We start from the raw sequence: 18,444 nt of genomic DNA on the forward strand, positions 1-18,444 counted from the left end.
GCGGCAACGGTAGGCGCGGCACCCGTCGGCCGCAAGCCGGTCCGCACGGAAGCGCCGCGCCCGACGATGCCGCGGCTGGCGCCGGCCCGGCCGGAGCGGGTAGAGTGCCGGCCAGTTCCGGCCCGCCGGAGACAACCGCAGCCGAGCCATGACCCGCCTGACCCTGCGCCTGGATTTCGCCCCCGGCAGCCGCCTCGGCCCCGGCAAGGTGCGGCTGCTGGAGGAGATCGGGCGGCACGGCTCCATCTCCGCCGCCGGGCGCGCACTGGGCATGTCCTACCGCCGCGCCTGGCTGCTGGTGGACGAGGTGAACCGCAGCTTCCGCGACCCGGCGGTGGCGACCCAGCTCGGCGGGCCGGGCGGCGGCGGGGCCGCCCTGACCGACTGGGGCCGCACCCTGGTCGCCCTCTACCGCGAGGTCGAGCGGGCCGCGGCCGGTGCCGCCGCCGGACCGCTGCGCACGCTGGAGGCACAGCTCGCGCCGCCGGTCGCGCCACAGGTCGCGCCAGGGGGGCCGGAGGGCGCGGCGCCTGCCGCCCCGCCGGAACCGGAAGCCTAGCACTCCAGCTCCGCCGGCAGGGCGGGGACGATGCTGCGCCGCTCCACCGCCACCGTCTTGACGATGATCCAGACCGGCAGGCCGGGAGCGAGGCCCAGCTCCGCCGCGGCCTGCCGGGTGACGCGGGCCAGCAGCGGCTCGCCGCCGGCGCGCAGGGCGACATCCACGATGGCCCCGGCCGCGGCGTCGCCGCCCGCCACCCCGCCGGCATCCTCCCCCGGCTCCCCGGACTCGCCGCCGACCGCCACCACCTCCCCCGCCAGGGTGTTGCGGGCGGAGAGCCCCTGCGGCGGGGCGGTCGCCAGGATCAGGTCGCGCGCCCGCACCCGCACCCGCAGCCGGGTGCCCGGCGCCGCCTCCAGCCGCGGCACCATCAGCGGTCCCGCGGCGGTCGCCAGCCGGGTCAGGCCCCAGTCCCCGTCATGTCCCTCCACCACCGCGCGCAGCATCGTTCCGGCTTCGAAACGACCAAGCAGCGGGAACAGGTCCGGCTGTGCCATGAGCGCCGTCACCGGCCCGGCGGCCGCGACCCGGCCGGCGTCCAGCAGCACCAGGGTGGTGGCCAGCCGCGCCACCTCCTCGATCTGGTGGCTGACCTGGACCATGGGCAGCCGCAGCTCGTCGCGCAGCCGTTCCAGATAGGGCAGGATCTCCGCCTTGCGCGCCGCGTCCAGCGAGGCCAGCGGCTCGTCCAGCAGGAGCAGCCGGGGCGCGGACAGCAGCGCCCGGCCGATCGCCACGCGCTGCCGCTCCCCGCCCGAGAGATGCCGCGGCCGCCGGTCCAGCAGGGCGCCGATGCCGAGCAGGTCCACGATCCGCTCCAACGGTTCGCGGGCGGCGTCGCGGGGCGCGAACAGGCGGCCATAGAGCAGGTTCTGGCGCACCGTGAGATGCGGGAACAGCCGCGCCTCCTGGAAGACGTAGCCGATGCGGCGGCGGTGCGGCGGCACCCGGACCCCCGCCGCCGTGTCCAGCAGCGGCACGCCGTCCAACACGATCCGGCCCCGGCGCGGCCAGGCCAGCCCGGCGATCAGGTTGACCAAGGTGGTCTTTCCGGCACCGGAACGACCGAACAGGGCTGTCACCCCCTGCCCCGCCGTGAAACACGCCTCCAGCGTGAAGTCCCCCTGCGTCAGGCTGACATCGACCTCAAGCACCGGACGCCCCTCCGCCATCAGACGCCCTCCAGCCGGCGCTGCGCCCGGCGCGACAGCCATTCCGAGGCAACCAGCGCCAGGATGGCGATGACCGCCGCGATCAGGCTGAGCCGCAGGGCGTTGGCGTCGCCGCCGGGGACCTGGGTGTAGGTGTAGATGGCGGACGGCAGGGTCTGGGTCACGCCGGGGATGTTGGAGACGAAGGTGATGGTGGCGCCGAACTCCCCCAGCGCCTTGGCGAAGCAGAGGATGGCCCCGGCCAGCACGCCGGGCAGCATCAGCGGCAGGGTCACGGTCAGGAACACCAGCGGCGGCGGCGCGCCCAGGGTGGCGGCGGCGTCCTCCAGCCGCCGGTCCACCGCCTCCAGCGACAGGCGCATGGCGCGCACCATCAGCGGAAAGCCCATGACCCCGCAGGCCAGCGCGGCGCCGGTCCAGTCGAACGCGAAGACGATGCCGAAATCGGCCAGGAAGGCGCCGACCGGCCCCTTCCGCCCGAACAGCAGCAGCAGCACGTAGCCCGTCACCACCGGGGGCAGCACCAGCGGCAGATGCACCAGCCCGTCCAGCAGCAGACGGCCGGGGAAGCGCCGCCGGGCCAGCAGCCACGCCACCAGCAGGCCCGGCGGCAGGGCCGCGAGCGTGGCCCAGACGGCCACGCGCAGGCTGATGCGGATGGCCGTCAGTTCCTCGGGCGTCAGCCAGCCGTCCATGCCGCTCCCGTTCACCCTTTAGCGTTTACCGTTCCGCGGCCGCCCCTCAGCCCTGCGGCGGGGCGAAGCCGTGGCGGCGGAAGACCTGCTGCGCCCGCTCCGAGGCAAGATACGCCACGAAGCCGCGGGCGTCCTCCGACCGCGCCCCGGCGACGACCGCCGCCGGGTACAGGATGGCCGGATGCGTGTCCGCGGGGAAGGTGCCGATCACCGCCACCTTCGGTTCGGCGCGGGCGTCGGTGGCATAGACGATCCCGGCCGGCGCCTCGCCGCGGGCCACCAGCGCGAGGGCGGCCCGCACGCTCTCCGCCTGGGCCAGCCGGTCCTTCACCCCGTCCCAGAGGCCCAGGGACTGCAACGCGGCCTTCGCATACCGCCCGGCCGGCACCGAGTCGATGTTGCCCACGGCCAGCCGGCCGCCGCCGAGCAGCCCGGCCAGATCGAAGCCCGGCGCGATGGCGGCGGGCGCCGCCGTCCCGGCCGGCGCGATCAGCACCAGACTGTTGCCCAGCAGGGTGCGCCGCGTGCCGGGGGCCAGCAGGCCGCGCTGCTCCATGTAATCCATCCAGTCGAGGTCGGCGGAGATGAAGATGTCGGCCGGCGCCCCCGATTCGATCTGCTTCGCCAGGGCGGAACTGGCGGCATAGGAGATCACCAGGGTCGGCCCGCCCTCCGCCGCCTGCATGCCCGCGATCTCGTCCAGGGCGTTCTTCAGGCTGGCGGCGGCGAAGATGCGCACCTCCCGGGCCGCGGCCGGGGCAGCCGGCAGGGCGCCGGCCAGGAGCAGGACCGCCGCCACGAGGGCGAGCAGCCGGCGACGAAACGGAACCATCGGGACCTCCGCTCGGAACGATGTATCCATGAGAATACATCGAAGCCACCCGGACGTCACCCGCCACCGCACCCTGCCGGTGCGGAAAAACCTTGTGGAACCGCAGCTTGCGGAACCGGACCCGGCGGATTCAGAGCCTGCGGAAGACCACGGTCAGGTTGTTGGCCGGCATCTCCACCACCCGGTCGGGGCGCAGGCCCGCGGCCACCGCGGCCTCGGTCACCGCCTCCAGGTCGCGCACGCCCCAGGCGGGGTCCTGCGCCCGCAGGCCGGCGTCGAAGGACTCGTTGCCGGGGGCCGTGTGGGCGCCGCCGCGGCGGTAGGGACCGTAGAGGCAGAGCGGCCCGCCGGGCGGCAGCAGCCGCGCCGCGCCGCGCATCAGCCCCAGGCAGGCGGACCAGGGGGCGATGTGGATCATGTTGATGCAGACGACCGCGTCCGCCGCGTCCACCGGCCAGGAATCGGCCGCGGCGTCGAGGTCCAGCGGCGGCCGCACCGACACGGCATCGGCGGTCCAGGCCTCGATGCTGGCGCGGTTGCCGGGATCGGGGTCGCTGGGCTGCCAGACGAGGTGCGGCAGCGCGGCCGAGAGGAAGACCGCATGCTCCCCGGTGCCGCTCGCCACCTCCAGCACGGTGCCGCGCTGCGGCAGGACGGTGCGCAGCACCTCCAGGATCGGTTCGCGGTTGCGCTGCGTGGCGGGGGCGTGGCGGCGGGGATCGGTCGTCATGGCCGGAGCATAGTGCCGCAGGGCCCCGAAGGCACGCGGGAAGCCGCCGCGGAACGCCCGGACCCGTCCCGGCGTTGCCCTCCCGGGGCGCCGGGGGGGCGCCCGCGACCGCCCACCCGTCAGGCGCAGACAGGGGGCGTACCGCATGCCCCCACGCCGCGCCGGGTTGCCCTCCGTCCCGATCCCGACCATGCTGGAGCCATGCTGAACCGAATCCGACGCCTGTTCGAGCAGCCCGACCGCGCCCTGGAGAGCCTGCCCGGCCCGGACCGGCTGCACCTTGCCGCCGCCTGCCTGCTGGTGGAGGCCGCCCGCCTGGACGACACCATTGCGCCGGAGGAGCGCGCCCGCATCCTCGCACTCGTGCGCAGCCGCTTCGAGCTGAGCGCGGAAGAAGCCGAGGAACTCGTCACCTCGGCCGAGCAGGTGACCGAAGGACCGGCCCAATGGTACGCCTTCACCTCCCGCCTGAAGGACAGCTTCGACTACGAGGAGCGGGTCGGCCTGATCGAGATGCTGTGGGAGGTCGTCTACGCGGACGGGGAACTGCACCACCTCGAATCAAGCCTGTTGCGCCGGGTGGGGGGATTGCTCTACGTCTCCGACCGAGACCGCGGAGAGGCCCGGCGGCGGGTCATGGCACGGCTCGGGCTGCCCGTGGGGCCTGGCGTACCCGACCCGTGAGGTGACCGGGGGCCGACCCGTGCCGACGGGGATTATTGGAGATCAATGGCATGCCGTACGTCGTCACCGAGCTGTGCATCAAGTGCAAGTACATGGACTGTGTCGAAGTCTGCCCCGTGGACTGCTTCTACGAGGGTGAGAACATGCTCGTCATCCATCCGGATGAGTGCATCGACTGCGGCGTGTGCGAGCCGGAATGCCCGGCCGAGGCCATCGTGCCCGACACCGATCCGAAGGCCGAGCCCTGGCTGGAGCTGAACCGCGAATACTCCACCAACTGGCCGAACCTGAACCGGAAGAAGCCGGCCCCGGCCGACGCGGACGAGTACAAGGGCATGCCCGACAAGTATGCCAAGTTCTTCAGCCCGAAGCCGGGCGAGTCCTGATCCGGCGCAAGCCATCGGGGCCTTGACAAGGGCCGGCGCCTGTGAACGAGGGCGCCGGCCCTTTTGCCATGCAGCAATCGCATGGCGGTCATCCCCCGTTTTCCATGAACGCTGTGCGAACAATGCGACTCAGCCCCTGTAACGGGCCTGTCATTTCCCATATATTCGCACGTCGAGGATTGGCGCGACGACCCGGAAAACACGGTCGTGCGCCCTGCCCTTAACACCGACGCAGCACAGTTCCCGGTTCCGGCCGCCCGCGCGGCTGTCGGGCGCTTTTTTCCTGCCATCGTCTTCCAGGGTGCGCGGGCCCTCACGGAAAGCGAGAGCCGACCGAAGATGTCCGAAAACCTCGAATTCGCCGCGGGCGATCACGTCGTGTATCCGGCCCACGGCGTGGGCAAGATCATCGGGATCGAGACGCACAGCATCGCCGAACAGACCGTCACCCTCTATGCGATCCAGTTCGAAAAGGAACGCATGACCCTGAAGGTGCCGGTGGCGAAGGCGCGCGCCGCGGGGCTGCGCCGGCTCTCCTCCAAGGACCGGATCAAGGCGGCGCTGGAGACCCTGCAGGGTCCCTCGCGCATCAAGCGCATCATGTGGAGCCGCCGGGCGCAGGAGTACGAGGCCAAGATCAATTCCGGCGATCCCGTCTCCATCGCGGAGGTCGTGCGCGATCTCTACCGCGGCGAGGACCAGTCCGACCAGTCCTACAGCGAGCGGCAGATCTACCACGCCGCCCTGGAACGTCTGGCCCGCGAACTGGCGGTGGTCGAGAAGATCGACGAGCGCAAGGCGACGGAGCGGCTGGAAGCGGTGCTGAGCAAGGCCGCCTGACGGCCCGGCGGACCGCCGCATCCCGCGATCGCGGCGACGCAGACGGATTAAGGGGGCGTCCCGGCGTGGACGCCCCTTTTTTCGTGGCCGCGGCCCCACTAGACTTGATCGGCGGAAGCCCCGACCGGCGCCCCCTTCCGGGGGGATGCCGGCACGGGGACCTCCGCCGAACCTTCCTGGCCGCCCCCCGGCCGAACCGCTCGTGGTTGAACCCTCTCAGGACCCGGTCGCGCCCGGATGCCCGATTCAGAGAAATTCACCCAGCTCGGCCGCCCCCGGCGCCTCTGGGCCGTGGGCGCCGTCCACGGCGAGGCGGACCGGCTGGCCGCCCTGCATGACGATATCGGCGGCCGCTTCCGGCCCGGCGACCGGCTGATCTATCTCGGCAACATGATCGGCCGCGGCCCCGCCGTGCGCGCCGTGATCGACGAGCTGCTGGCCTTCCGCCGCGCCGTCCTGGCGCTCCGTGGCGTCATCGCCACCGATATCGTCTATCTGCGCGGCGGGCAGGAGGAGATGTGGCAGAAGCTGCTGCAGCTCCAGTTCGCGCCCAACCCGGCCGAGGTGCTGCACTGGATGCTGCAGCAGGGTGTGGACACGACGCTCCTGGCCTATGGCGGCGATGCCGCCCTGGGGCTGTCGGCGGCGCGCGACGGGGCGGTGTCGCTGTCGCGCTGGACGGGCCAGCTCCGCAGCGCCCAGCGCACGGCCCCCGGGCACGACAATCTGTTCAGCGCGCTCCGCCGCGCCGCCTATCTGGACGGCGACGGGGCGGCGACGCCCGGACTGCTGTTCGTCAGCGCAGGTCTCGACACCTCCCGCCCGCTGGGGGCGCAGGGCGACAGCTTCTGGTGGGGCGGGGCCGCCTTCAACCGGATCGAGGCGCCCTACGGCCGCTTCTGCCGGATCGTGCGCGGCTACGATCCCGGCCATGGCGGCCCGCATGTCGGCGCCCACGCGGTGACGCTGGACGGCGGCTGCGGCTTCGGCGGCCGTCTGGTCTGCGGCTGCTTCGCCCCGGACGGCGCGCTGCTCGAACTGGTTGAAGTCTGACGCAGCCGCGGTTTTTTCAAGTCCATGGAGATTTTTTGCAGCCGGGTGTGATCCGACCCCGGCCGGGCCCCGTACTCAGGGGTGACAGAACAGTCGGGCGGCCGGACCCTCAGGGTCGGACCGCCCCCGGCAGGAGAGAGCGGAGCCATGGCGCACATCGACGACCCGGAAACCCAGCGGGCCAACCTCACCTTCATCAAGGCCTCGATGAAGGAGCCGCTGCTCTCCCGCGATCATGAGTTCGACCTCGCCAAGCGCTGGCGTGAGCGCGGCGACGAGGCGGCCCTGCACGAGCTGGTGCGCAGCTACACCCGCCTGGTCGTCGCCACCGCCGCCCGCTTCCGGAATTACGGGTTGCCGATGGGCGATCTGGTGCAGGAAGGCAATGTCGGCCTGATGCAGGCCGCCGCCCGCTTCGAGCCGGACCGCGAGGTGCGCTTCTCCACCTACGCCGCGTGGTGGATCCGGTCGGCCATGCAGGACTACATCCTGCGCAACTGGTCGATCGTCCGCACCGGCACGACGGCGGCCCAGAAAGCCCTGTTCTTCAACCTCCGCCGCCTGCGCGCCAAGATCGAGGACTCGCCCTCGGCAAGCGCCCTCTCCCCCGACGGCCGCCGCCGCATCGCGGAGGAGCTGAACGTGGATGAGAGCGACGTCGAGTCGATGGAGATGCGCCTTGCCGCCGCCGACCAGTCGCTGAACAGCCCGGTGGCCGAGGGCGGTGACGACGAATGGCAGGACTTCCTGTCCGACCAGCGCCCCTCGCCCGAGGACGTGGTGATCGGCATGCGCGACGGCCGCATGCGCTCCCGCTGGCTGGCGGAGGCGCTGGGCGAACTGAGCCCGCGGGAGCGCACCATCATCGCCCAGCGCCGGCTGCGCGACGACGGCGCCACGCTGGAGGAGCTGGGCCGGGTCCTGGGCGTCAGCAAGGAACGGGTGCGCCAGTTGGAGCACCGCGCCCTGATGAAGCTCCGCGCCTCCATGATCCGGCGGGTCGAGGACTGCCAGGACCTGCTGCTGGAGGCCTGATCCGCCCTCCGCTCCGGGGACCGTCCGGAACCGGACGTGTCCCCGCGTCCCGGACCGGGCTGCCCGGCCGGGGAGCGATCCGCTGGCCCCACATGCCGGCCTGGAAGACCTCTCCACCGACAGAGACGCTTCGCCGGCAGATCGACCGTGCGCTCAGCCGGTGGTCTTGAGCCCTGCCGGAGATGCCGGGCCAATGTCCCCGGAAGCGCCCTGCGCCGGGGCGTCTTCGGCCAGGGCCCAGACCTTGACGGAGCCGGCCCGGCCGCGCAGGGAGAAGCGCCCCAGTTCGCGCAACGGCACGCCCGAGTCGCCGGCGGCCCGGACCGTCTCGTCGCTGGCCAGGACGACGCAGTCGCAGCCCGCGATCAGCCCGTCGCCCAGCGCCTCCAGCCGGGCCGCGGTGTTCACCGTATCGCCGACGATGGTGTAGTTGATCCGGCTTTCGGCGCCGATGTTGCCCACCACGACCCGCCCGGAATGGATGCCGATGCGCAGGCAGACCGGCGGCCGCCCGAGGGTGCGGGCCTCGGCCGCCTCCTCCGCCATGGCCAGGGCGATGGCGCGGGCGGCGCGCAGGGCCCGGACGGCATGGTCGGGCTGTTCCTCCGGCGCCCCCCAGAAGGCCATGACGGCATCGCCGATGAACTTGTCCACGGTGCCGCCCTCCGCCTCGATGCAGGCGGCGATGCGGGTGAAGTGGGCGTTCAGCAGCGCCGCCGTCTGCTGCGGCGACATGGTCTCGGCGATGGTGGAGAAGCCCTTGATGTCGGTGAACATCACCGTCACCTCGCGCTCCTCGGAGATGACGCCCTCATGGCCGTCGCCGCGGCGGATCAGGCGCAGCACCAGGGCCTTGGGCACGTAGGTCTCGAACCAGCGCAGGCCGGCGACCATGGTATTGAAGGCCTGGGCCGCGTCGGAGATCTCGCGGAACCGGCTGTCGGGCAGGGTCGGCACGGCGCGGAACTCCAGGTCCCGCAGGGCCACGGCGGCGCCGGCCAGACGCTTGATCTGCCGGCTGATGGCCCGGCCCAGCAGGAGCGCCAGCACGACCGAGACGATCAGGATGGCGAATCCGCCCAGGCTCATCCGCGCCAGCCGCTGCAACTCCTGATCCACGTCGTCGGCGCGGAAGGCGATGGCCAGGGTCCAGGGCTTCACCCCGAACGCGGTGATCCGGCGCAGAAGATAGACATAGCGCACATCGTCCACGCGGCTTTCGCGGATTTCCAGATCCCGGCCCTGGGTTCCCCGGTCGATCCGGGTTTCGACATGGGCACCGGCCTTCAGCTCGCCGCGGCCGGTAGCGACTCCGGCGGGATCGACATCGTACCAGATGGCCCGGGCCACGGGGTCCGCCAGATCCTCCAGCCGCGGCAGCGGCGGCAGTCCCTTGGCGGTGGCGAGCGTGAAATCGGCGCTGCGCCCGGTCAGTGACGGATGCGCAAGAACATAGGAATCGTCATAGAGGATGAAGGCCCGCTGGCCCGTCGCTATCCCCATGTCGGCCAGGAAGCGGGACAGATCCTGGAAGCTGACGCCTGTGGCCACCAGCCCGATGACCTTGCCGTCGCGGCGCACGGGCACCCGCACGCTGAGGAAGCTGACCTTCAGGTCGGGCACCCATTCCGGGTCCATCCAGGCCGTGCCCTGTTCCGGGCTGATTTCCGACACTTCCCGGCCATAGCTGGGGTCGGGATAGACACCGAAGGAGGTCGAGCCGTCCGCCTCCCGCTTCGCGGTCAGCCAGAGGCCGCGGGGATCGAGGAATCCCACCCCCGTGATCTGCGGCGCGGCGGCGAGGGCCGAGCGCAGCACGTCGCGCATGCGGCCGTGATCCTTCGGATCGACCTCGCCGCGCCCGATCATGGCGGCCAGATATTCCGCCTGCCAGCGGGCCGGTTCCATCTGGGCACGGACCCAGGCCTGCAACCCGCCCATGGCCAGTTCGGACTTGTCCAGCAGAAGCGCGAAGGTGTTCCGGCTGGAGGTGGTGATGCCGATGGCCAGCACGCTGGCGACCGCCAGCAGCATCAGGGTCCCGAACCCCAGCGTCAGAACAGCCGCGATCGACAGGTGGAAACGCTTTCGCTTCCACCCGGTCGGGCAGGCCGGATCAGCCGCATCCTGTCGGCGCCATCGGATCATGCCCGGACGGTAATCGTCCTGCCCGCCGGCGGCAACGGCGAAGCTGTCACCCCTCCGTGACGATCTTGACCAGTTGACCCGGCTGCAACGGTGCCCCGGCGGGCAGATTGTTGAGGACCCGGAACCGTTCCTCCGCATGGTCGATGTCGGGCATCCTGCGGACGAAGTCCGCCACCGTCTGGCCCGGCGCCACCGTCACCACCCGGAGTCGGCGTGGCCTGATCTGCGCCCGTTCGTCGGCCCCCAGGGCACGGAAGCTGTAGGCCGTGCGCCGGTAGTCTGCCGACAGGCGCGCGGTGGCGTCCGGGGCGGAGACGAAGAGGAAGCGGTAGTAGGTCCGGGGATCGAAGCGGAGGGCGACGAAGCGCACGTCCACCGGCCCGGCATCGGTGTCCGCCCGGGCCACGGCCGTGGCCGCCGGGCGGCCGTCGATGCTGAGGCTCTCCAGCCCCGAAAGCGGCACCCGCGGCGCCCATACGCCGGTCAGATAGGCGGCCGGGTCCGGTGCCCCCTGCGCCGGCGCACCGTCGAAGGTGATCAGGGAGCGCTGGTCCGGGCCGACGGCGGTGACCTGGGTCTGGCCGTTCAGCAGCCGGAATCCCTCCGGCACCTCGAAGCGGAAGCCCAGGGCGGGGTGCAGGAAGACCCGGCCGCGCACGACACCGTTCTTCGGGCTGTCGCCGTAGACGATACCGTCGATCCGGCGCAGATAGGCGTCGCGGTCCGTCGTCCAGCCTGCGGGCGGACGGGATCCGGCGGCTTCGGTCGCGCGCTCCACCCGCTGGCCCGTGGGCGGGTGGGTCTGGAGATAGCTGAAGCTGTCCGCGGCCCCCGGCCGGCCGGCCAGTGTCGCCTCCAGCCGCGCATGGGCGCCCATGGCGTCCAGGAAGGCGGCCATCTCCAGCGGGTCATATCCGGTCGCCGCCATGTAGCGGATGCCCAGCCCGTCCGCCTCCAGCTCCTGGTCGCGGCTCCAGCCGGCCATGACGAGCTGCGCCCCGGCCGCGGCCGCCTGCCCGAGCTGCTGCCCGCCCAGCGCCCCGGCCAGGACAGCGCCCACCTGGGCCAGCGTTCCCTGGCTGTAACGCTCGGCCGTGTGGCGGGCAGTGACATGGCCGATCTCGTGCCCCAGCACGCCGGCAAGCTGCGCCTCGTTGTTCGCCAGCGCCATCAGCCCCCGGGTGACATAGACATAGCCGCCCGGCAGGGCGAAGGCGTTCACCACCTCGCTGTCCAGCACGGTGAAGGTGTAGCGCGTGCCCGGCAGCCCGGTGCTGGCGGCCAGCCGCTGGCCCAGCCCCTCGACATAGGCCTGGACCGACGTGTCCTCGTAGGCGCCGCCCATCTCGGCCAGGATCTGCGGATGCTGCTCGGCGCCGAGCTGGCGCTCCTGGTCGGGGGAGAGCAGGCCGGTGAACTGGCGCTGCCCGGTGGCCGGATTGACGGCGCAGCCCGCGAGCAGCAGCAGTGCTGTCAGCAGGCCGGCGATCCGGGCGCGCCCCGCCCTTCTCTTCCCAGCGGTTCCGGCGACAGTCGCGGCAGCGGAAGTGGCGGCGGGCGTGGCGGCAGGCATGGCGGCAATGGGTGTCATGGCGCCCCTGGTGCGGCGGAATTCCGGGCTGCGGCGGAATGCTGGGCTAACGCCGGGGTCCCGGGACGGTTCCGCGGGCGATGGCCTGATCCCCGGGAGACTCTCCGCGGAACGGGCCCGCCGCACAAGACTTCCGGTCGGGTAAGCCCAGGGATTTGCACCATGCAATGCCTTGCGCACCGCACCAATGCGGGAAGCCCGAACGGAGTATTGCATATGGCAATGCCTTGCGCAGCCACTGCCCGCCCGGCATCCCGGCCGTTTCAGGCGCCCGGCCTCAACTCCTTGGAATTCTTGAAAAGAGAATCCCGGCGCCGGACCACCCCCGTCCTGGCACCGGCTTTGCGAAGTGATGGTCAGACGGAAACGAGGCCAAGAGGCCCGCCCAGAACCGAATGGAGATGACCATGAAGACCTTCGCCCGCCTCGCCCTCGCCGCCACCGCCCTGGTCGCCACCGCTGCCGCCTTCACCACCGGCGCGTCCGCCCAGCAGGCTTCCGGTACGATCCAGCTCCGCGGCACCGTGGCCGTGAACTGCACGATCGCCGTGACGGACCTGAACCAGCCGCTGAACCTGACCGGCGGCGAGTCGAACAAGCAGGTCGGCACGGTCACCGAGAACTGCAACCGCGGCAACGGCTACAAGATCTCCGTCGCCTCGGCCAATGCGGGCAAGCTGGTCTCCGGCGCCGCGGGCACCACGCCGATCAGCTACGCCACGCAGTATGACGGCCAGTCGGGCAACTCCGGCACGCTGGAGGTCATCCGCAACCAGGCCCAGTTCAACAAGGTGTCGTCCGTCAATGTGACGATCCCGGCGTCGGCCCAGTACATCGCCGGCGACTATGCCGACACCCTGACGATCACCATCGCCGCCCGCTGAGGGGCGGACGGACGGCCGCGAAGGTCTCCCTTCCCTTCCAGCCAATCCGATGGAACCGGGACCGGCCCAGCCGGCCCCGGTTTCCGTGCGTCCGGGGCCGGCCGGCCCCGCGCCGGGCTACAGCCGCCCCTCCTCGCCGGTGTTGGCGAAGACGCCGTGCAGGAACCAGCTCAGCAGGGCCAGCAGCAGCACAAGGCCGCCCCAGCGCCCCTCGACGAGCGAGAGGGCGAGGCCGGCCAGCATCAGGGCGGCGTAGACGAGGAACATGCGCTTCATGGTCGGAAACTCCGTCGAACGGGTGCCGGCGCCCCGCCTTCCCCGGCGGGCCGGCACACGGACCCGGGCGCTGCCGGTCGGAGGACCGGCGTGCCTGGGCGGATGATCGGTGGGGATCGGCCCGGCCGGACCCGGTCAGACGGGATCGGCCCGGACAGGCCCGGTCAGACAGACGGGCCCGGTCGGACGGGGGGCGGCCCGGTCGGCTGCCGCGGCCCGGTGCGCAGGGACCGGGCCGGAACCGTGGCCGGCAGGACGGCGACCGCTCCCGCCCGCGGCGGCAGCGGCAGGACGGCAGAAGACGGGACGGTGGCAGCGGGGGCATCGCCGCTCCCCGAGGACGGCAGCGCCGGCGGGATTTCCGCTTCCGGCGTCGCCAGGGTGGCGGCAGCACCGCCGGCCGGGCGCAGCGCGTCCGACAGCAGCTTCTGGCCGGCGCGGGATGCCCCTGCCGCGCCTCCCGCCCCGTCCGCCCAGCCCCCGAACAGGGCGAACAGCAGCGCGACCAGACCCGCGACCCAGCGGCCCGGCAGGGGCCGGTCGGGGCGGAGCTGCGGCTGCGGCCCGGCGGGCGGCAGGACGGGAACGGAAGGTCGGGTCGTCACGCTGTCAGCGGAGCGGTATCGTCGGGAGAAGCGGTCAGGGCGGCACGATGCCGCACACCATCAAGAGCACGGGCGCAGGGTCGCCGTCAAATGCCGGAACGGACGAGGTCGGTCACGGCGGCAGGGTTCCCCTGGCGACGACGATGCCCTGCTGCAACGCCGCCGCCATGCGGCCGGCCCGGGCGGCGAACTGGGCGGCGGGGCCGGGCTCGAACAGTTCCTCCGCCGTCGCCACGAACAGGTCGAGCCACTGCCGGAAATGCGCGGCACCGACACCGGGCAGTTCGGCATGCACCTGCATCGGCCGGCCGAGATAGCGGCCGCTGGCCAGCAGGACGCTGGACCAGAAGGCGCGCACCCGGGCCAGATGCGCGGTCCACACCGCGTCGTCGTCGCCGAGGGCGCGGATGAACACCGGCCCCAGCACGGGGTCATGGCGGGCGCGCAGATAGAAGACGTCCACCAGGATGCCGATGCTCTGTTCGTCGATCCCGGCGAAGCGGGGCGGCCGCCCGGCGGGCGCGCTCCCCGCCTCGGCGACTTCCGGGGTCCTGCTGGTCTCTACGTGTCCGTCCAAGGTTCAGGGTCCCAGATAGGCGGCCGGATCCGGCCCCAGAATGAAAGGGTGCGCCCACAGCAGGAGCCCCCAGCTCAGCAGCGCCGCGGCCATCCGCCAGAGGCCGATACCGCGCCAGTCCACCGGGCCGGCGCCGGCGAAGGGCATCCAGCCGACGGCCCGGACGGCGGGCGGCGCGTCGCGCAGGTTGCGCCAGAGCGACACCGCCGCGATCAGGGCGAAACCGGCGAACACCACCGCGGCCCGGCCGTCCGAGGCAGCGCCCAGATGCAGCAGCGACCACAGCATCACGCCCAGGCTACCCGGGGTCGCCGTCATCGTGTAGATGCCATGCGGGCCGTCCGCCCGCCGCGTGGTCAGCCGCGCCACCACCAGGAACAGGGCCAGCGGCATCAGCCAGGCCGCCAGGGTCTTCGCCGCCGCTCCGCCGTCCAGCGGTGACGGCACCGGGTCCGTCTGCCGCCAGACCAGCACCAGCAGGGCCAGGGCGAGCAGGGACAGGGTCCCGTGCAGCGCACCGTAGAGGCCGGCCCCCAGCCGGCGCCGCAATCCGTCGCGCAGGCCCGGCAGGGCCGGGGCCAGATGCGTGGCCGCCATCAGGGACGTCGCCAGGATCAGTCCACCCATGCCGTGCTCCGTCGGTCGGCAGGAGTCCTATTCCCGTATGCAACCGATGGGAAGCCCTGCCGTCGCATGGCGCCCCTGCACGGGAAGGGCGGACGCCCCGCCCCGGGGCCGGAGGGGCCGTTGAAGACCCGGGTCCGGCCCTTTATCTACCCGTGCAGAAGCGTGAGGAGAGCGTGCATGACAGGGGAACGGACCCGGGGACGGCCGCGCGCCTTCGACCCGGAGGCCGCCCTGGACCGGGCGCTGGAGGTGTTCTGGGCCAAGGGCTACGAGGGCGCGTCGCTGGCCGAGCTGACGGCCGCCATGGGGATCAACCGTCCCAGCCTCTATGCCGCCTTCGGCGACAAGCAGGCGCTGTTCCGCCGGGTGCTGGAACGCTACCGGCAGGGGCCGGGGGCCTGCGTCACGGCCGCGCTGGCCGCCGCCCCCACGGCGCGGGAGGCGGTCGCCGCCCTGCTGCACGGCTCCGCCGACAGGCTGGCCGCCCCCGGGCAGCCGGCCGGCTGCCTGCTGGTCCACGGCGCGCTGGGCTGTTCCGACGGGGCCGCCCCGGCCGAGGCCGATGCCGCCCGCCACCGCGCCGCCACCGAGCTGGCGATCCGCGAGCGGCTGGACCGCGCGGCGGCGGAGGGAGAGCTGCCCCCCGGCACGGACACGGCGGCGCTGGCCCGCTACGTGGCCGCCGTGCAGCAGGGCATGGCGGTGCAGGCCCGCACCGGGGCGGCACCCGCGGAACCTGCACGCCATCGCGGAACCTGGCCCCTGCGCGCCTGGCCCCGTGGCCTGACGGGAGGGACGCCGACCCGCAGCCGGCGGGTGCGGAAGCGGCGAATCGGGTTTACGCACCCCCCTTCCGCCTCCTATGCTCATCGCCCAATGGCACTCAGCGGACGAGACCATGCCGCGCGGCGAGCTATTCCCTCCCATCGAGCCCTACCAGACCGGACGCCTCAGGGTCAGCGACCTCCACACCCTCTACTGGGAGCAGTGCGGCAACCCGACCGGGGTGCCGGTGGTGTTCCTGCACGGGGGTCCCGGGGCGGGCGCTTCACCCACGCACCGGCGGTTCTTCGACCCGGCCTTCTACCGCATCGTCATCTTCGACCAGCGCGGCGCCGGCCGCTCCTCCCCCCTGGGCGAGGTGCGGGAGAACGACCTGGACTCCCTGATCGGGGACATCGAGGCCCTGCGCGAGCATCTCGGCATCCCACGCTGGCTGGTGTTCGGCGGTTCCTGGGGTTCCACCCTGGCGCTGGCCTACGGCCAGACCCATCCGGCCCGGCTGCTGGGCCTGATCCTGCGCGGCATCTTCCTGATGCAGCGCCAGGAGATCGACTGGTTCCTCTACCAGATGGGAACGGTCTTCCCCGAGGCGTGGTCCGCCTTCGTCGGCCATATCCCGGAGGCGGAGAGGGGCGACCTGCTGGAAGCCTACTGGCGCCGGCTGACCGACCCGGACCCGCAGATCCACATGCCCGCGGCACGCGCCTGGAGCGTGTACGAAGGCGCCTGTTCCACGCTGCTGCCCAGCCCGGAACTGGTTTCGGCCTCGGGTGAGGACAACCATGCCCTCGGCCTCGCCCGGATCGAGGCACATTATTTCCGCAACAACCGGCTGACGCCGGAGACGCGGCTGCTGGACGGGGTGGCCCGCCTGCGGCATCTGCCGGCGGTGATCGTGCAGGGGCGCTACGACATCGTCTGCCCCATCCGCACCGCCGACGCGCTGCACCGGGCCTGGCCGGAAGCCGACTACGTGGTCGTGCCCGATGCCGGACACAGCGCCATGGAGCCGGGCATCCGGGCGGCGCTGGTCAACGCGACGGAGCGGTTCAGGACGCTGGTGTGAGGTCGCGCACGGGCTGCTGCGGGGAGCGCGGGCGGCGCAGCCCCGCCCGCAGCCGCCACCAGGGGCGCTCCACCGGAGTCAGGTCGATACCGACCGTGGTGACGCTCTCCCCCTCCATGGCGCAGACGATCAGGTCCACCGATCCTGCCCGCACCCGGTCACCCGGCGACGGCCGGCGGCCCAGCACCGTCTCCAGGAAGGCGGCGATGCTGCCCTCGGCCTGCGTGGCCGCCTCGATGGCGTAGAGCCGGCCGACGGTCGCCGCCGGGGTCATTCCCTGCACCTGGAAATCGCCGATGGCGGCCCCCCTCCTGCGGCCGGGGGCGCGGCGCTGACCGAACAGGCGGTCGAGCACGGCCAGAGCCCGTGCCTCCCCCAGCACCAGGATGGAGTCGCCGGGCTGCAGGGCGCGCACCTCCTCCGGGGGGACGGGGCGCCCCTCGCGCAGCATGGCGAGCACCCGCACCGACTCCGGAATGACCAGCCGGCCCAGCCCGCGCGACACGGCCTCGCTGTCCGGTGCCGCGGTGAACATGGCGAGCTGCTCCTCCCCCATGGGCAGGTCGATGTCGATGCGCGGCGGCGGCGCCGGATCGGGCGGCACCTCCACCCGCAACAGCCGGGCCGCCGGACCGATGGTCCAGCCCTGCACCACCAGGGAGACCAGCACGACGACGAAGGCGATGCCGAAATAGGCCTGCGCCCCCTCCACCCCTGCCAGCACGGGGATGGTGCCCAGCACGATGGGCACCGCGCCGCGCAGGCCGACCCAGCCGACGAAGGCGATCTCGTTCCAGGCGAAGCGGAAGGGCAGCAGGCAGAGGGCGACCGCCAGAGGCCGCGCCAGCAGCACCAGCACCAGCGCGATCATCAGCCCCGGCAGGGCCAGCGGCTCCAGGGCCGACGGCGTGACCAGCAGGCCCAGCATGACGAACAGGGCGATCTGCGCCAGCCAGGCCAGCCCGTCGTGGAAGCGCCGGATCAGCAGGTCTGCCCGGTGCCGGCGGTTGCCCAGCACGAAGCCCGTGACAAAGACCGCCATGAAGCCGGAGGATCCCAGCCACTGCGCCACGCCGAAGATGAACAGGGCCCCCGACAGGGCCAGGATCGGATAGAGCCCGTCCGCCGCCTGGATCCGGTTGACCGCCCAGGCCAGCGCGTGCCCGGCCACGATCCCCAGCGCCACCCCGCCCATCAGTTGCAGGGCGAAATCGTGGGCGAAGACCCAGGGCGACAGGGGAGCGGTGGCCGTGACGAGCTGGATGCCCAGCAGCGTCAGGAAGATCGCCATCGGGTCGTTGAGGCCGGACTCCACCTCCAGCGTGGCGCTGAGCCGGGGCCGCAGCCCCAGCCCGTGGGTGTTCAGCAGGAAGAAGACGGCCGCCGCGTCGGTGGAGCCGACGATGGCCCCGATCAGCAGCCCCTCCTCCCAGCCCGTCCCCAGGAACCAGACCGCGGCCGCGCCGGTCGCGGCCGCCGTCAGCAGCACGCCGACGGTCGCCAGGACCAGGGCCGGCCAGCGCGCCTGCCGGAACGTCTCCCGCCGGGTGCGCAGGCCGCCGTCGAACAGGATCACGGCCAGCGCCACGCTGCCGACCAGATAGGCGACCTGATAGTCGCCGAAGGGGATTCCGCCCGGACCGTCCTCGCCCGCCAGCATGCCCAGTCCCAGGAAGACCAGCAGCAGCGGTGCGCCGACACGCGAAGAAACCAGCCCCGCCACGATGGCGAGGAGAAGCAGCACGCCGGCCAGCAGGATCAGGTCGTTGACGGCCTCCACGGCATCTCCGAATCGGTCGGGCCGGACAGGGTCCGGCGGCAGTCGGGGGATCGGGCTGGCGGAACGGGATTAAACCGCGTCCCGGTGAACACATATGTGATTTGATCGCCACGGAACA

19 protein-coding genes and 1 pseudogene are annotated in these 18,444 nt (G+C 72.4%); 9 read left to right on the plus strand and 11 right to left on the minus strand.

Annotation, left to right across the window (positions count from 1 at the left end; genetic code table 11):
- Positions 1-148: 148 nt before the first annotated feature.
- Positions 149-559, plus strand: a complete 411-nt coding sequence (locus tag RC1_RS10635; protein ID WP_012567388.1) for a winged helix-turn-helix domain-containing protein — start codon at positions 149-151, stop codon at positions 557-559.
- Here the strand turns inward: RC1_RS10635 and modC are convergent.
- The 4 genes from modC to RC1_RS10655 all read right to left on the minus strand — a co-directional run bounded on the left by modC (position 556) and on the right by RC1_RS10655 (position 3,991).
- Positions 556-1,734: a molybdenum ABC transporter ATP-binding protein gene (gene modC, locus RC1_RS10640; protein WP_012567389.1), complete on the minus strand. Its 1,179-nt coding sequence runs from the start codon at positions 1,732-1,734 to the stop codon at positions 556-558. The genes RC1_RS10635 and modC overlap by 4 nt on opposite strands.
- Complete coding sequence (modB, locus tag RC1_RS10645) at positions 1,734-2,429, minus strand: molybdate ABC transporter permease subunit (protein WP_012567390.1); 696 nt, start codon at positions 2,427-2,429, stop codon at positions 1,734-1,736. Before modB ends, modC begins: the two co-directional genes overlap by 1 nt.
- A 46-nt stretch (positions 2,430-2,475) precedes the next feature.
- Positions 2,476-3,261 (minus strand): molybdate ABC transporter substrate-binding protein, encoded by a 786-nt coding sequence (gene modA, locus RC1_RS10650; RefSeq protein WP_012567391.1) that lies wholly within the window; start codon positions 3,259-3,261, stop codon positions 2,476-2,478.
- 130 nt (positions 3,262-3,391) lie between these two features.
- Positions 3,392-3,991 carry a DUF938 domain-containing protein gene (locus tag RC1_RS10655; RefSeq protein WP_012567392.1) on the minus strand — a complete coding sequence of 200 codons (600 nt, stop codon included), beginning with the start codon at positions 3,989-3,991 and terminating at the stop codon, positions 3,392-3,394.
- Positions 3,992-4,192: 201 nt separating this feature from the next.
- Here RC1_RS10655 and RC1_RS10660 point away from each other — a divergent pair, with 201 nt between their 5' ends.
- The 5 genes from RC1_RS10660 (at position 4,193) to RC1_RS10680 (ending at position 7,989) form a co-directional block, all read left to right on the plus strand.
- On the plus strand, positions 4,193-4,675 hold the full coding sequence (locus RC1_RS10660; protein ID WP_012567393.1) for a tellurite resistance TerB family protein: 483 nt from the start codon (positions 4,193-4,195) through the stop codon (positions 4,673-4,675).
- A 50-nt stretch (positions 4,676-4,725) separates the two neighbouring features.
- Positions 4,726-5,061 (plus strand): ferredoxin FdxA, encoded by a 336-nt coding sequence (gene fdxA / locus RC1_RS10665; RefSeq protein WP_012567394.1) that lies wholly within the window; start codon positions 4,726-4,728, stop codon positions 5,059-5,061.
- Between the two features lie 339 nt (positions 5,062-5,400).
- The gene (locus RC1_RS10670) at positions 5,401-5,901 is read left to right on the plus strand and encodes a CarD family transcriptional regulator (RefSeq protein WP_012567395.1); all 501 of its coding nucleotides are present in this window, start codon (positions 5,401-5,403) and stop codon (positions 5,899-5,901) included.
- A 237-nt stretch (positions 5,902-6,138) separates the two neighbouring features.
- Positions 6,139-6,954 carry a metallophosphoesterase family protein gene (locus RC1_RS10675; protein ID WP_012567396.1) on the plus strand — a complete coding sequence of 272 codons (816 nt, stop codon included), beginning with the start codon at positions 6,139-6,141 and terminating at the stop codon, positions 6,952-6,954.
- Positions 6,955-7,101: 147 nt separating this feature from the next.
- Positions 7,102-7,989, plus strand: coding sequence for an RNA polymerase factor sigma-32 (locus RC1_RS10680; RefSeq protein ID WP_012567397.1), 888 nt, complete (start codon positions 7,102-7,104; stop codon positions 7,987-7,989).
- A gap of 153 nt (positions 7,990-8,142) precedes the next feature.
- Here RC1_RS10680 and RC1_RS10685 read toward each other — a convergent pair whose 3' ends face one another.
- Together RC1_RS10685 and RC1_RS10690 are read right to left on the minus strand one after the other, a co-directional pair.
- The gene (locus tag RC1_RS10685; protein ID WP_012567398.1) at positions 8,143-10,137 is read right to left on the minus strand and encodes an adenylate/guanylate cyclase domain-containing protein; all 1,995 of its coding nucleotides are present in this window, start codon (positions 10,135-10,137) and stop codon (positions 8,143-8,145) included.
- Between the two features lie 46 nt (positions 10,138-10,183).
- Positions 10,184-11,728, minus strand: a complete 1,545-nt coding sequence (locus tag RC1_RS10690) for a M48 family metalloprotease (protein ID WP_234703769.1) — start codon at positions 11,726-11,728, stop codon at positions 10,184-10,186.
- A 401-nt stretch (positions 11,729-12,129) separates the two neighbouring features.
- Here RC1_RS10690 and RC1_RS10695 point away from each other — a divergent pair, with 401 nt between their 5' ends.
- On the plus strand, positions 12,130-12,612 hold the full coding sequence (locus RC1_RS10695; RefSeq protein ID WP_234703770.1) for a hypothetical protein: 483 nt from the start codon (positions 12,130-12,132) through the stop codon (positions 12,610-12,612).
- Between the two features lie 117 nt (positions 12,613-12,729).
- On the opposite strand, the gene RC1_RS21765 is transcribed toward RC1_RS10695, so the two are convergent.
- The 4 genes from RC1_RS21765 to RC1_RS10710 form a co-directional block, all read right to left on the minus strand.
- Positions 12,730-12,888, minus strand: coding sequence for a hypothetical protein (locus RC1_RS21765; RefSeq protein ID WP_012567402.1), 159 nt, complete (start codon positions 12,886-12,888; stop codon positions 12,730-12,732).
- Positions 12,889-13,052: 164 nt separating this feature from the next.
- Positions 13,053-13,493: a hypothetical protein gene (locus tag RC1_RS10700; protein WP_012567403.1), complete on the minus strand. Its 441-nt coding sequence runs from the start codon at positions 13,491-13,493 to the stop codon at positions 13,053-13,055.
- Positions 13,494-13,605: 112 nt separating this feature from the next.
- The gene (locus RC1_RS10705) at positions 13,606-14,070 is read right to left on the minus strand and encodes a group III truncated hemoglobin (protein WP_012567404.1); all 465 of its coding nucleotides are present in this window, start codon (positions 14,068-14,070) and stop codon (positions 13,606-13,608) included.
- A gap of 3 nt (positions 14,071-14,073) precedes the next feature.
- Positions 14,074-14,697 (minus strand): NnrU family protein, encoded by a 624-nt coding sequence (locus tag RC1_RS10710; RefSeq protein WP_012567405.1) that lies wholly within the window; start codon positions 14,695-14,697, stop codon positions 14,074-14,076.
- Between the two features lie 177 nt (positions 14,698-14,874).
- Here RC1_RS10710 and RC1_RS22630 point away from each other — a divergent pair.
- Positions 14,875-15,429 (plus strand): annotated as a pseudogene (locus tag RC1_RS22630) (TetR/AcrR family transcriptional regulator); the annotation flags it as partial.
- 166 nt (positions 15,430-15,595) lie between these two features.
- Positions 15,596-16,546, plus strand: a complete 951-nt coding sequence (pip, locus tag RC1_RS10715; RefSeq protein ID WP_012567407.1) for a prolyl aminopeptidase — start codon at positions 15,596-15,598, stop codon at positions 16,544-16,546.
- Here pip and RC1_RS10720 read toward each other — a convergent pair.
- Positions 16,530-18,326, minus strand: coding sequence for a potassium/proton antiporter (locus tag RC1_RS10720; RefSeq protein ID WP_012567408.1), 1,797 nt, complete (start codon positions 18,324-18,326; stop codon positions 16,530-16,532). The two genes, pip and RC1_RS10720, sit on opposite strands and share 17 nt — an antisense overlap.
- Between the last annotated feature and the right edge of the window lie 118 nt (positions 18,327-18,444).

The organism is Rhodospirillum centenum SW, from assembly GCF_000016185.1.
Lineage (GTDB): Bacteria > Pseudomonadota > Alphaproteobacteria > Azospirillales > Azospirillaceae > Rhodocista > Rhodocista centena.

Excerpts from the sequence above, each read along its gene's own strand:
- RC1_RS10635 (WP_012567388.1), top strand. The coding sequence starts at position 149 with ATGACCCGCCTGACCCTGCGCCTGGATTTCGCCCCCGGCAGCCGCCTC.
- modC (WP_012567389.1), bottom strand. The coding sequence starts at position 1,734 with ATGGCGGAGGGGCGTCCGGTGCTTGAGGTCGATGTCAGCCTGACGCAG.
- modB (WP_012567390.1), bottom strand. The coding sequence starts at position 2,429 with ATGGACGGCTGGCTGACGCCCGAGGAACTGACGGCCATCCGCATCAGC.
- modA (WP_012567391.1), bottom strand. The coding sequence starts at position 3,261 with ATGGTTCCGTTTCGTCGCCGGCTGCTCGCCCTCGTGGCGGCGGTCCTG.
- RC1_RS10655 (WP_012567392.1), bottom strand. The coding sequence starts at position 3,991 with ATGACGACCGATCCCCGCCGCCACGCCCCCGCCACGCAGCGCAACCGC.
- RC1_RS10660 (WP_012567393.1), top strand. The coding sequence starts at position 4,193 with ATGCTGAACCGAATCCGACGCCTGTTCGAGCAGCCCGACCGCGCCCTG.
- fdxA (WP_012567394.1), top strand. The coding sequence starts at position 4,726 with ATGCCGTACGTCGTCACCGAGCTGTGCATCAAGTGCAAGTACATGGAC.
- RC1_RS10670 (WP_012567395.1), top strand. The coding sequence starts at position 5,401 with ATGTCCGAAAACCTCGAATTCGCCGCGGGCGATCACGTCGTGTATCCG.
- RC1_RS10675 (WP_012567396.1), top strand. The coding sequence starts at position 6,139 with ATGCCCGATTCAGAGAAATTCACCCAGCTCGGCCGCCCCCGGCGCCTC.
- RC1_RS10680 (WP_012567397.1), top strand. The coding sequence starts at position 7,102 with ATGGCGCACATCGACGACCCGGAAACCCAGCGGGCCAACCTCACCTTC.
- RC1_RS10685 (WP_012567398.1), bottom strand. The coding sequence starts at position 10,137 with ATGATCCGATGGCGCCGACAGGATGCGGCTGATCCGGCCTGCCCGACC.
- RC1_RS10690 (WP_234703769.1), bottom strand. The coding sequence starts at position 11,728 with ATGACACCCATTGCCGCCATGCCTGCCGCCACGCCCGCCGCCACTTCC.
- RC1_RS10695 (WP_234703770.1), top strand. The coding sequence starts at position 12,130 with ATGACCATGAAGACCTTCGCCCGCCTCGCCCTCGCCGCCACCGCCCTG.
- RC1_RS21765 (WP_012567402.1), bottom strand. The coding sequence starts at position 12,888 with ATGAAGCGCATGTTCCTCGTCTACGCCGCCCTGATGCTGGCCGGCCTC.
- RC1_RS10710 (WP_012567405.1), bottom strand. The coding sequence starts at position 14,697 with ATGGGTGGACTGATCCTGGCGACGTCCCTGATGGCGGCCACGCATCTG.
- pip (WP_012567407.1), top strand. The coding sequence starts at position 15,596 with ATGCCGCGCGGCGAGCTATTCCCTCCCATCGAGCCCTACCAGACCGGA.